The organism is Paenibacillus guangzhouensis, assembly GCF_009363075.1.
GTDB lineage: Bacteria > Bacillota > Bacilli > Paenibacillales > Paenibacillaceae > Paenibacillus_K > Paenibacillus_K guangzhouensis.
This window is the reverse complement of record NZ_CP045293.1, coordinates 6,499,273-6,515,804: the sequence shown is the minus strand read 5'-3', so window position 1 is coordinate 6,515,804 and position 16,532 is coordinate 6,499,273. Positions and strand designations below refer to the sequence as shown.

Below are 16,532 nucleotides of genomic sequence, written 5' to 3'. Positions count from 1 at the left end.
AGGATAACCTTGATGAATTAGATAAGATTAGATTTCTGCAACAGTCGCTTTATGATCACTGCAACTTCAGCTCTCGTCATTGTCGCTTGCGGCGCAAGCTGTGTCGCACTGCGCCCGGTGATGATGCCGGCCTGCACACTCAATGCAATGCCTTGAGCTGCCCAATCGGAGACTTGCTGTTGATCTTTGAACGCGTGCAGCACTTGTTCTGCGGACGCTGTCGGTAAGTCAACCCCTAATCCCGTTAGCTTCATCGCCTGCGCGATCATGACCATTGCCTGCTCCCGTGTAATGAGCGCTGCAGGACGGAATTGACCATTCGGATCACCGTTAATCAAATGATTCGCGTAAGCTGTCTGAACTGCTTCCTGATACCAATCAGACGCCAACACATCCTTGAACACCGATTCCCCTTGTTCTAGCTTCAATCCCAATCCACGTACAAGCATTGCGGCGAACTCGGCTCGCGTAATTGGCTGATCTGGGTTGAATTTCCCCTTCTCATCGCCGCTCACTACCATGCGTGAACCCATGTCCGTAATTGCATCTTTGGCCCAATGCTGCGCTACATCTTTAAACTCAGTCGGATGCCAGATGACCGCATACGTACTATTCGTGAGGCTGCGGATTACAGCGGCAACTTTGCCGTCTTTGCGCACGATTTTGGTCGGCACATGACGTACACTGCCGTCTTCCTCGATCACAACCGCAGTTGTGATTCGGTTCGGATCCACGCCATCAGGCAGAAGAATGGTTCGCTCGACGTACGAATCGAATGTAGACAACGTTACGCTCTTACTTCCGTAGAATGCTTGGACGCTGAAATGGAGCGGCGTTCCTACAAGCGTAAAGCCCCCTTTGCCAGCTACGGACTGAATCTTGTCCAACACGGCAGCGCTTGGTACGGCGATTTCGATCTGAATTTTAATATCTTGAAGGACGACATCCTTACCAAACCGATCTATAATCCGGCTTACGCCTAACTGCTTAGATGAGATGGTGTAAGATCCATTCTCCGACTGCAATGTTAGGGTCACCCCTGCCTTTTCCAATAACTGAAGCACCTGTCCATTGATCTCGCCGATCGCAACATCGGAATTCGATACCGGGATCACGATCACTGCCCCGCGGCCCTCTGCTGCCAGCATTTCCTCCAGCTTCTTCTGATCCAATGTCACCGTTGTGACGGTCTGTCCATTCACTTGCTTCTTCGTTACTTTACCGATATGGATAACCTTCCCGTTCATGATGACATCCACGAGATTGTCGGTCGGGCTAGGTGTGCTCGGTTGATAGGAAGTGTTATTCCCTCCACCGCTCGTAGGCGCTGACGGCGTAACCGCATTGGATACTGCTGAAGCCTCACTTTTGCCAGCACTATTGATGGCTTGAACCGTAAAAGAATACGTCGTTCCGTTGACAAGACCCGTAACGATGATTGGGCTATTCGCACCTGCGACAACAGTATTCCCCGGTGACACCGTCACCTCATAACCCGTGATCGAGCTTCCGCCATCATGCGTTGGCGCTTTGAATGTAATTGTTGCTTGGCCGTTACCTGCCGTCGCTTGTACATCGGTTGGGGCTCCTGGAACCGTTCGTGGCTTCGCACTTACCTCGTTCGATGCTGCGCTGTCTCCGCCTGGATTTGTCGATTTCACAACGAAATAATAGGATTCCCCGTTAGTCAACCCCGTGACATCGTAGCTGTACACTGCGCCCGCAACGGAAGCAATTTCCGCGCCATATACACCTGACGTTTGACTTTGATACACTTTATAACCTGTCGACCCATCTACAGGACCCCACTCCAGATGAATCTGAGTATCCCCTGCAACAGCTGGCTGCAGGATCGGCGCACCTGGTACCGGCACTTGCGGCGTCGCGCTCACTTCATTAGACGCGATGCTTATGCCCCCTGGATTAATGGCTTTGACCACGAAATGATACGTTGTGCCGTTCGTTAGTCCTACCGCATCATAGTTCGTAACCGAGCTGTCTACGACTGCAAGCTCCTTATCATAGACTTCGGCATCTGTCCGCTGATATACGGCGTAACTTACCGATCCGTACATGGCACTCCATTGCAAAAGAGCATGTCCGTCGCCCGCTGTTACGGACTCAATACTTGGTGCCGTAAGCGATGGCCAAGGGAGATCCACAACTGCACTCAGAACTTCTGCCATCGTACCTGCATGGAATGCTAATTGTGCTCCAATGACTTCAGCTTCATTCGTTGCGCCAAGCCCTGAGAATGTGGCAATACCCGCTTGGGCAGTCGCCGTCACGGTACCTGTCAGCTTCCACGCCCCAGCATCCTTGATCGATGCGGTTACAACCGTGCTGTTATCGCCCGCACTCACATTACCGTACGTATCAAACAGCGTGATGACAGGCTGTGCCGCAAATGCACTGCCATTATTCACAGGCGCTGCAATGTTGGATGTAAGCTTCATGGATACTGCGCTGCCTGCGACTGGACTTATGTTCAACGGATTGGTATCCGGTGCTGCAACATTGCCGATCCGGAAGCCAATCGATTGCGGATCAGATTTGTGTAAGATTAACTTCGCTTCCGCGACGCCCTTCACGAATGGAACACGGATCGTATTCGGCGAAGCCGTTAGATCGGTGCCGTAGAATGTGCCATACGAACCGGCTGGCGCCTGCATATAACCCGTTACTGTCACATCCTGATCGCCTTCAAATGTCGTATCCGTATGTCCTAGCGAATTTTTGACGGTTAACGTCACTTCGGTCTCTTCACCAACGCCAGGGTTCGTCTTCTCGACCACTGCTGAAGCGCTCTGCGCGCCAGCTGGAGCTGGAAGATTTACCGCCGCGCTCGTGATTTCCGTCAAGCCTGCTGCCTGGAATTGCAATTGTGCGCCCGTGACGCCTGCATCATTGGCCGTTCCCAAGTTGGTAAATGTCACGATCCCTGCCTTAGCTGTTACAGCTGTGTCACCGGTTAGTGTCCATAACCCCGTATCTTTCTGCGATGCGGTGACAATGGTGCTGTTATCGCCTTTGTTCACGTTACCGTACTTATCAAGCAGCGTGATAACTGGCTGTGCTGCGAATACGCCACCATTGCTTGCCGGGGCCGCAATTTCCGTCGTAAGCTCCATCGATGCTGTGTTGCCTGCAACCCATGCGAGATCAAGTGAATTCGTATCCTGCTTCGCAACGTTAACAATGCGGAAGACAATTGATTGAAGACCCGATTTATTCAACTTCAAGTTGGCCTTTGCTACCCCATCCACAAACATGACGCTGACCGTATTCGGCGATGCGGTCAAATCGGTTCCCTTGAAGCTTCCATAGGATTGATTCGGCGCTTGCTGATAACCTGTCACAATGACATCCTGCGCACCATTAAATGTCTTGTCCGTATGTCCTAACGAATTTAATACCGTAAGTGTAATTTCCACATCCGTGCCGACGCTTGGATTGATGTTATTCGCTGCTGCAGTTACGCTCTGCGCTCCTGCTGGTGCCGGAAGATTCACCGCGGCGCTCGACACATCGGACAAGCCCGCTGCCTTGAATTGCAGCTGCGCACCGGTGACGCCTTCATCATTGGTCGCACCTAGGTCGTTGAACGTCACGAGTCCATTCTTGGCCTTTACGGTCACAACGCCCGTCAATGTCCACTCGCCCGCATCTTTCTGTGACGCAGTCACATCCGTATTGTTATCATTCACGCTAATATTGCCGAATGCATCCAGCAGTTCGATGATCGGCTGCTGCGCAAACACACTGCCATTATGGCTCGGAGCCGTGATATCTCGGCTTAGCTTCATGGAGGCTGTTGTACCTGCAACCGGCGTAATGCTAATCGCACTTGTATTCGATACCGCAACGTTAGCAATGTTGAATTGAATCGACTGTGCTGCTGCTTTGTTCAATGCCAGCTTCACCGTAGCTATGCCACTTGTGAACGTAACCGGAACCGTATGATCAGGAGCGGTCAGCTTCTCGCCGCCCAAGCTTCCATACGAACCGTCCGGCGCTTGCCCAACGCCTGATACCGTTATGTCATGCGCACCGTTGAAGTTCTTATCCGTCTTTCCTAGCGCATTGCTCACCGTCATTGTCACAACTTGCTCTACACCAACGCCAGGGTTCGCATTCTGAGCAACAGCGGTTGCGCTCTGCGCCCCCACCGGCGCCGGAAGGTTGACCGCGGTACTCACAAGATCCAGGAAAGCTGCGGCCTTGAATTGCAACTGCGCGCCCGAGACGGCTTCATCATTCGCTGTTCCTAATCCAACGAAAGTGATGACGCCAGCCGACGCCTTCCTGCTTAGCGTGCCCGTCAGCGTCCAATCGCCCGCATCCTTCTTCGATGCTGTCACCACCGTACTGTTATCATTTCTGTCTATGTTCCCGTAGACATCCTGCAGCTTAATGATCGGCTGCTTCGCGAACATGCCGCCGTTCACGGCAGGAGCCGTAATATCTAGCAACCAATTCATCGTTACGGCACTGCCTGGCGCAGCCACGATGTTCAATGCATTCGTCTTATTAGCAGCGACGCCTTCCACTTGGAACACCATGGACTGGGCATCCGCCCGGTTAAGCTTCAATTGCGCTTTGGCCACACCATCCGAGAAAGGAACGGATACTATTGTCGACGATAGACTTAGCTCCTTCCCATGGAAGCTGCCGTAAGTGCCGCCCGGTGCAGGCAACACCCCATTGACGGTCACGTTTTTGTTGCCGTCAAAATTTACGTCTGTATTTCCTTCCGAATCGAGTACCGTCAACGTAATTTCATCCTCTTGGCCTGCGATCGGCGTCAACGTCGCAGCGGATGCCTGAACGCTCTGCGCGCCTACTGCAGGCGGAATGATAATCATTTTAGAGAAATTATCACCGACGACTTTGAAGCTGCCCTTCTCAAAGAGAATACTTGTAAGATTGGAGGTTAATTTCGACCCACCCGGAATCCAAATGTCGCCGTCAACGGACGTAAACACGCCTCCGCTGCTGCCCACAGCCACCAAAATGCCGCTTCCAGCTTGTACCGAATTGAATCGAATTGGATTGCTCGTAACATCCTGCCAGTTCGTTAAATCCGTAGATTTTAAAATCCAACCCGGACCTGCACTAAGCGTAGAGGAACCTACCATTACATATGTACTGCCGTTATAGGTTATCCCTGTCATATTCGTGTCTGGCTTGTTCACTTCGGCAGGCGTACCCCAATCGATTCCATTCGAAGACTTGGCAATGACGATGCCACTTGCCTTGCCACTCTCATACTTGGTGCCAAGCGCAATGAATTGATTGTTCACGAATGCAATTGTGTTAAATCGATAATTGGCATTGCTATACCTTGAAGTCCAAGACGAACCATCCGTTGATGTATAGATGTCTCCAGTATAAGTGACTGTCGCATATAAACCTGCACCATATGCAACACCCATTAATCGTGCTTTGATTCCGGTATCTTTCGAGGCCCAAGTCGTACTGTCAGACGATACAAGCGCCTTGGCATTACCGCCTGAGACGGTATTGGTAACGCCAACGTAGCCATTCCCGCCGTATGTTACTGCGTTCAACCCCGGAACTTGAGATGGCGTGACCTCCTTCCAACTAGATGCATCCGTCGATTGATAAATCGAACCATAAGACCCATTGTTCGCTACAGCAACATAGTTGCCATTGGTGTCCGCGGTAATGCTCTTCAGGTTCGCACTTACATTACTCCACTTTACTAGATCGGAGGAGACGAAAATCCCGCTGCTGCTGGAAGCAACGTATTTGGTATTGCCATACGCGATACTATCAAAGCTCACCGCAGGGGTAAGATCAATCGTCGTCCATTGATTGAAATCCAGCGGGGCGGCGTCATTGGAAACATAGAGCTTCCCGGTGCCGAGCAGAATATATTTGTTATTCAAAGCCGCACCGCCTGAGAACGGAGCGTTATTCCAGGATGAGTTCGTGGACCAACTACCGCCGTCGGTCGATGTGAACAGCTTCGGTTTCCCGTCCATCGTGGCTCCGGTATAGGTAAAGAATCGATCCTTCAGGTAGATGACATTATTCATGTTCGGCCACATGGAATCATACTGATTAAGAACGATGTCCGTTAATGTATTCGTCGACCAGTTCTGTAGATCCGATGAGGAATAGAACGTTGCCGTCAACGCAGATACGATGTATTTCGATCCGTTATACGTAATATCTGTAATATCCTGCATTCCAGGGATCGGCGATGATCCTGTATGCTTTATTTTCGTGTCGGACCAAGCGACGCCGTTCTGGGACGCGTACAATTTCACGTCATAGACAGGCGGATTCGATCCTGGTACGTATGAAGATTGCCATATAAAGAAACGATCGTTCGCGACTTTAATCTTAGCAGGAACAATCCCAACCTCCTGCGCACTCCAATCGCTTCCATCCGTCGAGATGTACACCTTGGTCGTCGTGCCATCAATCCCTGCAAATTTACCGTTCGCGAACACGACGGTCTTGAATGTCGGAGCGCTAACATCCCTCGGAACGACTGTCCATTTTACTCCATCGTCTGAGGTCGAGATACTTCGGTTTCTCCCGACGGCAACAAATCTCCCATTCCCGAATGCAACACTGGTTAACACGCCGGTCGCTGCCTCATTCTGCTCTTTAACAACCACAGAAGTCGCAGCCTGCGCAGTCTCGGGCATTACTAGCATACTTACGAGCGGAAATATCAGTCCCAGCACTAGAAACAGACTCAGTCCACGCTTCATTCTCGTGTAACCCGCCACCCCTTTCTGCCCAGACGCTCTGTGCTTCATTGACTTTGAACGCATACAATCGATTCCCCCTATGTATTCTCCCAATCTATTAAAAAATGGAGGCGTATTTCCCTCCGTACTGCTGCACATCGTGATGCATTTCAGCATCATACCATTTTTCTACATTTTTCGACATAGTTTTTATTCGTTTTTGTCAATGATTTTTATCACACTCCAAAAAGGGCATAATCGTCCCTACATTCAAGTGAAAACTTGCTTAGAGAATCAAAAAACACGACGAATGGGTCATCGTGTTCTCTGTCGCATCATGTTTGTATTATCGCGCCCGCATCCGGTTATTTCTTGGATTATGCTCCACTTCAGCAAGTCCTAAGGCTTCCATTAATGGCGGTACGTACATGCCGAAGCGCCCCCGAAACCCTTTCTTGAGTCCATACCAGCCCCCAATCGGATTCTCAGGGGAACGCCCCCAAGCCTCTACCGTACCTTCCTTGGCAGGTTTCTGCTCATCGGCGCTTCCGAGTTCCATCCAGTCGCCATGGGCCTTCAGCATCTCATGCAAATCAGCTATGCACCGCGCATCATAGTGCAATACGGTTTTCCCCACGGTACATACAATAATCTCTTTGCCGTCCTTCTCATCCTTGTACATCTGATACTCCGACGTCTGCGGAGGTGTCTTCAGCTGCCAAGGGTTGTCCTTCGTTCCAAGCTCTGACATTTCATTCACTCCTCCATTATCATTACGTTTCTACTCACACGTCGCTGCGAACTCTTCTTCTGATATCACTTGGAATCCTTCGCGTCTGAGCAGTGCGGTCGTTACTCCTTCACCTACCACCCGTGTGTTCGAGAAATGGCCATCGTAGACCATTTTTCCACCACAGGATGGGCTGTATTCCTTGAGTACAACAATCGTCGCTTGCAAATCCCTCGCCATATCGAGCGTACGCTGGGCCCCGAGGAGATAAAGATCCGTTACATCGTTTCCTGACCGATCGAGAATTCTGGCCTTCCCTAGCAGGACATCTTCTCCCGTACCGTTAACGATTTCTGCAGGCTCACGCGGTGTCTGGAACCCTCCCAGCAATTCTGGGCAGACCATCGTGGCTTGCCCCTGCTCGACAAGATTGTGTATCTTGTCCACCAGACGATGGGTGCCATTGTAGCGGCACGCTACACCTGCGAGACAAGAGCTTACAAGTATCATGCAATTTCGACCTCTTTCTATCACGTTCGATATAATGTGTTTCTATTATAATCAATCCATCGGTTATTTTCTTCAACAACACGTATGAATTTCTTGAAAAAATAGAAGCTATCCCAATATTGGTTCCCACATCAAATAAAGTAAAAATATGGAATTATAAACTTAAGATATATACAAAAAGCGGTTCAATCCCTCAGGAATGCACCGCTTTCTCTTCTAACGTCTTATGCCCCTGCGATTCGCGGCATCCACATTGGATCCTTATCCAGCTCGGACCACATGAACGCCAAGAGCAGCCGCGACTTCACGTCCCGGTGCTCCGGGCTATCCCAGAGGTTGCGAATTTCATTCGGGTCTTCGAAGAGATCGAACATCTCACCATATTCTTGATTGCAATAGACCGTTATTTTATAACGATCATTCACATAGGTTCGCAGATTTACGGTTGTTGGTTCATGATGGAACTCACAGATGATGTGATTCCGCGCCTGCTTCTGCTGACCGAGCCATACTTCTGACTGATCCTTGCCTGTCATCGCCCCAGGAATCGGTACCCCCGCGAACTTCAAGAACGTCGGAGCCAGATCCACGAGCGATTGCATCGCGTTGCTAGTCATGCCTGCCCCAACGTGATTCGGATAGCGAACAATAAATGGCAATTTCAATAAATCTTCATAATGGAAGGCGCCTTCCCATACCCGTGCCCTTCTTTTATCCTACTTCGAGTCTGTTCTACTTCATGAATGTTAAGTAACATAAAAAAACCTGAAGCTATGCTCCAGGTTTTTTAGAATCATAAAATTGACTACTTCTTCGCCAAAAAAGCATCGATTTGCTTTTGCAATTCCTCTTGGATTCGCTTCAGGGAAGGCCCAGCCTCCGCCTCGAACTTCTTAAGCGTCTCCTCCGGATCCAGGACGCCATTGAACATGGCAGGATAATACTTCGCCTCGACCGTATTGTATTGGCTAAGATCATTCTGTATGGCAGACGAATCAAATTCAAACCCGGTCAGAATATCCTTCGTGAAATTATCCGCCTCGCGCAGCACCGCATCAAATTCATCAAATTTCTTGTCGCGATTGGCATCCGAGCGCTCATCAATTGGATTCCATACCCATACATAGCCAAATCCCCAATATCCCTTCGTATCCAGCAATTTATATTCTGTATCGCCAACCGGCTCCCAGTGCTTCCCTTGGATGCCGTAGGATAGCAGATCGTAGTTCTCTTTCTCATTGGCCCAGTCCATGAACATCACGGCCCGTTCCTTATTTTTGCTAACCTTCGGAACTGCAAGGAAATTCCACTGCTTGAAGTTGGAGATGTTCGCCCCTTTCGTTCCGTCAAAGAACGTTACGGTCTCCAGATCACCGCCTGGCACATTGCTCTTGAACTGTTCATCGAAGGAAAGCCCCGTACCGAACGATCCCTTGGTCACGATGGCCACTTTGCCGCTTAAGAACGGCTGGATGAAATCCTTTGCCGTTAGGATATCCTTGTAGACGAGTCCATCCTTATACATCTGTCTAGCATCCTTCAACCACGACATCACGGGCTCTCTATCCTCGAGCAGATTGTATACCTTGCCATCGTTATTTTTGTAGTACAACATCAGACTGCTTCCAAGCACATGCGTAAATCGCACATGGGTATCATAGTCGAATTGGCTGCGCTGACCCACAATGGAATACGTCTGCTGCCCCGAAGTCCCCGCTGCCATGAACGGAGCAATGCCTGGCACCTGTTCTTTCACCTTGTAGGCGAAATCAATTAGTTCCTTGTTGTTCTTGATCGGTGGTACACCTAATTTTTCGCGAAGATCTTTGCGCACAACATAAGAGTTCCCACTCCCATAGGTAAGCCCGAGCGGTACCGCCATAATTTTACCGTTATACTTGTTCGCATCCCACATTTGCTGTGGGCGCTTCTCCAGCACATTTTTGCCGTACTTGGCAAGCAAGTCGTCCAATGGCTCGTAGAAGCCGTCTGCGATCATCTGATTGATGTGAAGCCATGGCGCATCGAAGATCAGATCGATATTCTCCCCAGATGCAAGCGTCACTTGCGTCTTCTGACTCAAGTCAGCCCATGGCACGAACACGATGTCCAACTTGACATTAATCGTGTCCTTCATCCGCCGCTCCGCTTCTGCGATCACTTGATCCATGTCTGGCGGACGATCCCCCGGAATCATAATTTTCAGTGTAACCGGTTCCAACTTGGTGCTTACTGCTTCATTTTCATTTCCTTTGGCGCTATCTGTGCCGGATGGTTCACTCGTTCCTTTGGAGCACCCCACGATCAGGGTTAAGGATAATAACAGCACGAGCGTTAGATTCCACCAACGTTTTACTCTCATTCTTTTGCTCCTCCTCATTTATGGTTCTGGATTAACCCTTAACCGATCCCAGTGTCATACCTTTAATAAAATATTTCTGTACGAACGGGTACACGAATACAATCGGCCCAATCGTAACGCACACAATGGCAAGCTGCATGCCGTATGTCGGAACGATAATATTATAGTCGGTCTGACTGCCTCCCACGTAGGACATGGCATTTAAGTTGGACATGAGCTGCCTAATCATCATTTGCAGCGGATGCAGCTTGTAATTATCGATAAACAGCAGCGATAAGTACCAGTCATTCCAATATTGCAGCGCATAAAACAGTGCAACTGTAGCAATCACCGGCAGCGAGATCGGCCAGATGACACGGAAGAAGATATGAATATCATTCGCTCCGTCCACGGTCGCTGCTTCGTTCAATTCATAGGGCAAGGAGCGATAATAGGATACAAGGATGAACGCGTAGAAAGGATTCAACAGGTATGGGAGGATAAGCGCCCATATGGAGTCCTTGAGTCCGAGCCAGTTCGCAATGAGGATATAGAATCCAACAAGGCCTGCACCGAACAGCATCGTAAAGAAGGTTAAAAAGGAAAGCACATGCCGATACTTCACTTTCGGATGACTGAGAACATAGGCAAAAGAAGCCGTAAGAAGTACGCCAAGCACCGTGCCTGTTGTTGTGACGAACAATGTGACGCCATAACTTCGGAACACTTGATTTCCTGACAAGAGCATGGCATACGCATCCAAGCTGAAGGAAGTCGGAAACAACTGATACCCAGAGGATTGAATCAGCGCTTCATTGGCAAAGGAGTTAATCATTACAATCCAAAACGGGATGAAGCAAATCAGTGCAAATAAGGTCAAAAACACGTATACAAAACCAACAAAAATCCGTTCTCTCATGCCCATCACACCTTAGAACAATCTCGAATCTGAATCTACCTTGCGTGCAAGCCAATTGAAGAAAATAACAGCGATGAGCCCCATAAAGGACTGATAGAGAATGATGGCGGAGGACATGCTGAAGTTGCCCATCTGCCGAAGCGCGCGATACGCATACGTATCGATGACATCCGTCGTCGGGAACAAAACCCCTACATCCCCGATAATCGCGTAAATCATGCCGAAGTCGCCATAGAAGATCCGGCCGATGCCAAGGAGCGTCATGATGATGATAATTGGACGCAACAGCGGGAGCGTAATGTAGATGATCTGCTGAAAGCGACTGGCTCCTTCCATTCTGGCACACTCATAATACTCCGAAGAAATGCCCGTGATCGAGGCAAGAAAGATAATCGAGTTGTAGCCCGCAATTTTCCATACGTATACGAACGTCAGAATATAGGGCCATACGCCCGGCATCAGATACCAATCCATTCCTTCGAATCCAAGAGTAGTTAGCGCCTGATTCATCATGCCTTCCGTTGAGCTGAACATCGTCTGCACCATCATGCTGACGACCAGCCAAGAAATGAAATACGGCAAGAATACAAACGACTGCGCCGTTTTCTTGAACCACTTCCCCGTGACTTCATTGAGCAGCACAGCGAGCGCGATTGCCGTTCCTAGACCGAATACCAGAAACAGCCCGTTCAAGAACACGGTGTTCCACGTCACACGCAGCCAATCCTTGCTACCGAAGAAGAACTCGAAATTTCGAAATCCTACCCATTCGCTGCCGAACAACCCGTCAGCAAGCCGATAGTTCTGAAATGCCAACAAATGCCCCACCATCGGGGTATAGGCAAATATGAGCAGGAATAGGATGCCTGGCAGTGCCAGCAAATACAAATACCGATTCTTCACGATTTCGTAGATAAAGCCGCTTCCACCTTTCATGCTCCTCAAGGACTGCCCTCCTTCCTATCCATGTAATCTGACGAAGTTATCGTAACAGCCGCGAAACCGCCTTGGATAGTTCTCAATGTTCGACTTCGGTTCTTGTGTGGCTGCTGCACAGGTTATTATTCAACCAGTCAGGTTCTGAATTCGTACCCGATCCCTATCTTCGCTTCAACCGCTTGCTTCGTCAGCATCGGGCTGCTGATAGCGATATTGCGCTGGCGTCATGCCTGTTGCTTTTTTGAAGGCCGTAAAGAAGTGACTCTTCGTTAAGAAGCCAGCTTGCTGCGAAATCTCAGCAACACTCATGTCCGAATGCTGAAGCAGTTCCTTCACCTTCTCAATCCGCATATTCAGAATGTAATTGGATAATGACATGCCATACTGGTCAAGGAACAACTGACGCACATACTTGGCAGACAAGGCAATGTGATCGGCGATATCCTCCACAGACAACCGTGGGTCATGAATATGAATCTGGATATATTCAATCACTTCCTCGACGTTCTTCCCTTTGCGATTCAACCTTTTCTGGTCCCCGAGCAAGGAGATCATGCGTACAATCTCTTCTTTCATCCACCTGTGTATGTCTTCGAGCTTCGTGAATTTCTTGAGCGTTTGTTCAATGCCTTCAATACTGTTCAGGGTGGTCCGTTTGCTAAACGCTTTGATGAAGGAGAAGAACAACAATCGAAGTTGAAATTGACATTCGGCGTATTTCATCGTCTGCAGCCGGGCAAACACCTGCTCAAGCAAGCTAAGGGACTGCTCTTCCTTCCCGCTGCGTATGGATTGAATGAGGAGATCCAGCTGGGTATCATCCGGTTGCATCTGCAAATCTGCGTATCGCTCATATTCCTGTTCGGTGAATATCTTGTCGTCACCGCTCACGAATTTGAACAACGTCCATTCGCATAAGTCATCGTAAATCGAACGCAAGTCATCGCGCGCATGTCTTGAACCACTGCAGGCGACGATGATGGTAAGTTGAATATATTGCTCGACCAGTCGGCGCATCTCCTGCAGTTCCTCTGTCACGTCATCCCCCTGATCGGCCACACCAATAAGAATCAGCAGATGGTCGCTTCCAAAATCCACAACCTCAATAGAACGCTCCTTACTGCCAAGCATCTCCTCCGCAATGTTGCCAATGGCGTATTTCAGCAGTCGCCGGGAAGCAAAATCGTATCGTTCCGAAATCTCATAGTAAGCATCGATTTTGACAACGGCCAGCCTGATCCATGAATGATCGAGGATCTTGGATTCACGAGCTAGTGCCTTTCTTGCCTCGTCGCCCAGTCTGCCCTGCAGAACCCATTGCCGCAAATATTCCGTCTTAATCAGCGTGTAGTGATCGCGCAGCATCATGACGCTCTGCTGAATCGCATCATAATCGCTTGTGGCGCGGATACGCAGCTTGCCGTGAATTTGATTGGCCAGTCTCCGGAACGGCTTAAAGGAGCTATGCGAGTTCCAGAACGCAGCCAGCAGCAGCAGGATCAGCAGCAGAATAGATGACAGCATAATCGCTTGTTGGAAAGCCGTCGCCTGCTTACGGAATTGATCCATGCCTGACAGCGAATAAATAGTCCAATCCTGGGAATCTAAATCGGCATAATTGACGTAAGCCTGTTCCCCGTCGACCTTCAACTCGAAGGAGCCTTGACTAGCCGATGTCCTCGATTGCATGATGCGCTGCATCATTTCTTCATTCATTTCCCCTAAAATGACCTGCCCAGACCGATCCATCAGTGTCACTTGATTATCCGTACCGCTTCCTGAGATGAGGTACTGCTGTAGTGCATGCTTATTTAATAAGACAACTAAATAGCCATATTGCTCTTTCTTGACATAAGAAGAAGGAAGCAGCAAGGTCAGATACGATTTATTTCCCGCTTCATGGTGGGTATACCGCAATAAGGATGGATCCTGCTGCTTCACCCGTTCCAACATGGTCTTATCCGTAAACTCTTCAAAGGGTAGAAGGCCCACATGGAAATCAATCACTTTCTCCCTGCGCATATTAAATAAGTAAGCGCCTTCAAAAAAGATTCCTTGGATAAATATTTGGACAGCGTCTGAAGTGCTGCCGCATCCTGCAAAGGTTCATCCTGCTCTGAATACATCCAGTTCTGAATAGTCTGGTCCTCGTACATACTCAAGCTGTACCATTTCAGCTTAGCCAGGATGAATTCGGTACGATCCAATGTTTCTTCAATGCGATCACGGTTGATCGAACTAATCTGAGAGGTGGCAAAGCCTTCGAATCGCTGGATCAGAAAAAATGAAAACGGAATGATCACAAGGATGATAAAGATGCCGCTCCACACAAAAATACGCAAGTACGTGGATTTGAACATAAGCCAAATGCTCCCCTCAACTTATTCAGGTACTGAGCAGTATTATAGCCTAGCCCGATTGCCCTTGCACAGTACTCGTTCGTCTGTCAAGTTCTCAATTGGCGGTAGCCCCCACAAAGTGGTGCTTTGGCTTCGAAGTTCCATCTAGTACTTGGCGTGGCCTCCCGAGAACATTGTCTTAACAAACAAAAAAAGCAGGCATTTGCCTGCTCTTCTTACTTAAACCAGCCCTTCTCTTTGAACCGCGTGATCGCCTCGATCCGATTCGTCACCTGCAGCTTGTCGAGAATGACGGAGATATAATTGCGTACCGTTCCTTGCGTAATGTACAACTGGTTCGCGATTTCCTTGGTATTCTTGCCGTCCGCGATCAGACCGAGCACTTCCTTCTCCCGCTGTGTCAGCGGGTTCTCTTCACCATACGCATCATCGACGAGCTCAGAAGCATAAATCCGGCGTCCTGCCATAATGCTGCGAATGGAATCCGCCAATTCTTCGCTCGGGCTGTCCTTCAGCAAATAACCGTGCGCTCCCGCCTTAATCGCCCGTTCGAAATATCCTGATCTCGCGAAGGTGGTCAAGATCATAACTTTGCAACCGCTGCCCTTCAGCTCTTCGGCCGCTACGAGTCCATTCTTGCCAGGCATCTCAATATCCATCACGACGATATCCGGACGATGCTGGTGAACGAGCTTTACGGCATCTTCGCCATTGCTCGCCCGGCCCACCACTTCCATATCCTCTTCCAAGTCAAGCAATGATGCCAGTGCGCCAAGCAGCATCCGCTGATCCTCTGCGATCACGATTCGAATCATACGACCACCTCCTTTTCCGGTTGATTCACGATATTCGGTACACGAATGGTTAGGGTCGTCCCGGATTCGGAACGAATCTCCATGCTTCCGTTCACGAATTCAAGCCGTTCCTTCATCCCGCGCAATCCGTTCCCCCGTCTGCACATCGCTTCATTCGTTAACCCCACACCATTGTCCATAACTTGTATCGTGAGTTCTGTCCGCGAAGGCATGATACGAATATCGCAGAGCGACGCGCTGCTATGTTTGACCACATTCGTCACGGCTTCCTTCAGGCACATGCTAATGACGTTCTCGACGAGCAGCGAAGTGTTGGTAAGCTTGAGGTCGCCCTCGACATGGCATTCGATGAAGGCCGCCTTCAGAATCTGCTTCACGCGGAACATCTCGTCTTCCAGACTCGTTCCTCGCATTTGCGTGACCATTTCCCGCACTTCCTTCAGCGCATGTCTTGCCGTCTGACGCACGTCTTGAATCTCAGCGAGCGCGCTTGCCGGGTCCTTCGTGATGAGCTTTCCCGCGAGGTCGCTTTTTAATCCGATTAACGATAGTTTCTGTCCAAGCGTATCGTGCAAATCCCGAGCAATCCGCTGCCGCTCCTCCAGCTTCACCAGCTCAGAGATCCGTTTGTTCGCGTCCTCGAGCTGCACTTCCAGCTTCTCGCGCTTGTTCCGGAAATACGTCGTCACAGGCAGCAGAATAACGGCGATCAAGCTGACCAGAACGAATGGAATCTGCGTAATCATAATCGGATTTTTCGTCACGAACCCGATGTTGATCGTAACGAGTGTCGTAATCAAATGAATCGTATACAAGGTAATAAATCCGACCCGATGATGAATATTCCCAATGAAGAACGCCAGGAACAGACCGAAATAAACATAACCGAACAATATGGTCATCGTGATCGAGATCAGAATTTGAATCGATGTCCAGAAATAGACAAGCCATCCTTTGGAGACAAAGGACAGCACATAGCAGCCGAAAAAGGCCAATATCATAATGATCCCCATCGCCACCTCGTAAGGAGACGACGAGCGGAATATGAAGTAGAACGGGAGAATGTAGAAGACAACCCACACATACGGACTAAGCCCCGTACTGCGGTGGAAAATTTGATACCATTTCTGCAAGGCTGCCCCTCCCTATCCTTGATGCGATACGTTACTAGTATCTTATCATATCCGAGC

At 49.4% G+C, this 16,532-nt stretch carries 10 protein-coding genes and 1 pseudogene; all 11 read right to left on the bottom strand.

Annotation, left to right across the window (positions count from 1 at the left end):
- Positions 1 to 17: 17 nt before the first annotated feature.
- The 11 genes and pseudogenes from GCU39_RS29135 to GCU39_RS29085 all read right to left on the bottom strand — a co-directional run bounded on the left by GCU39_RS29135 (position 18) and on the right by GCU39_RS29085 (position 16,475).
- Positions 18 to 6,812, bottom strand: a complete 6,795-nt coding sequence (locus GCU39_RS29135; RefSeq protein WP_193726676.1) for an S-layer homology domain-containing protein — start codon at positions 6,810 to 6,812, stop codon at positions 18 to 20.
- Between the two features lie 262 nt (positions 6,813 to 7,074).
- On the bottom strand, positions 7,075 to 7,479 hold the full coding sequence (locus GCU39_RS29130; RefSeq protein WP_152396677.1) for a DUF6855 family protein: 405 nt from the start codon (positions 7,477 to 7,479) through the stop codon (positions 7,075 to 7,077).
- Between the two features lie 30 nt (positions 7,480 to 7,509).
- Positions 7,510 to 7,968 (bottom strand): 2-thiouracil desulfurase family protein, encoded by a 459-nt coding sequence (locus GCU39_RS29125; RefSeq protein WP_152396676.1) that lies wholly within the window; start codon positions 7,966 to 7,968, stop codon positions 7,510 to 7,512.
- A gap of 224 nt (positions 7,969 to 8,192) precedes the next feature.
- Positions 8,193 to 8,660, bottom strand: a pseudogene (locus GCU39_RS29120) (sulfatase/phosphatase domain-containing protein); the annotation flags it as partial.
- 113 nt (positions 8,661 to 8,773) lie between these two features.
- The gene (locus tag GCU39_RS29115) at positions 8,774 to 10,330 is read right to left on the bottom strand and encodes an extracellular solute-binding protein (RefSeq protein ID WP_152396675.1); all 1,557 of its coding nucleotides are present in this window, start codon (positions 10,328 to 10,330) and stop codon (positions 8,774 to 8,776) included.
- A 31-nt stretch (positions 10,331 to 10,361) separates the two neighbouring features.
- Positions 10,362 to 11,228, bottom strand: a complete 867-nt coding sequence (locus GCU39_RS29110; protein WP_152396674.1) for a carbohydrate ABC transporter permease — start codon at positions 11,226 to 11,228, stop codon at positions 10,362 to 10,364.
- Positions 11,229 to 11,240: 12 nt separating this feature from the next.
- Positions 11,241 to 12,164, bottom strand: a complete 924-nt coding sequence (locus tag GCU39_RS29105) for an ABC transporter permease (RefSeq protein ID WP_152397484.1) — start codon at positions 12,162 to 12,164, stop codon at positions 11,241 to 11,243.
- 174 nt (positions 12,165 to 12,338) lie between these two features.
- A complete protein-coding gene (locus GCU39_RS29100; protein ID WP_152396673.1) occupies positions 12,339 to 14,189 on the bottom strand; it encodes a helix-turn-helix transcriptional regulator in 1,851 nt (616 codons plus the stop codon).
- The gene (locus tag GCU39_RS29095) at positions 14,171 to 14,527 is read right to left on the bottom strand and encodes a hypothetical protein (protein WP_152396672.1); all 357 of its coding nucleotides are present in this window, start codon (positions 14,525 to 14,527) and stop codon (positions 14,171 to 14,173) included. Before GCU39_RS29095 ends, GCU39_RS29100 begins: the two co-directional genes overlap by 19 nt.
- Positions 14,528 to 14,742: 215 nt before the next feature.
- Positions 14,743 to 15,342 carry a response regulator transcription factor gene (locus GCU39_RS29090; RefSeq protein WP_152396671.1) on the bottom strand — a complete coding sequence of 200 codons (600 nt, stop codon included), beginning with the start codon at positions 15,340 to 15,342 and terminating at the stop codon, positions 14,743 to 14,745.
- Positions 15,339 to 16,475, bottom strand: coding sequence for a sensor histidine kinase (locus GCU39_RS29085; RefSeq protein ID WP_152396670.1), 1,137 nt, complete (start codon positions 16,473 to 16,475; stop codon positions 15,339 to 15,341). Before GCU39_RS29085 ends, GCU39_RS29090 begins: the two co-directional genes overlap by 4 nt.
- Between the last annotated feature and the right edge of the window lie 57 nt (positions 16,476 to 16,532).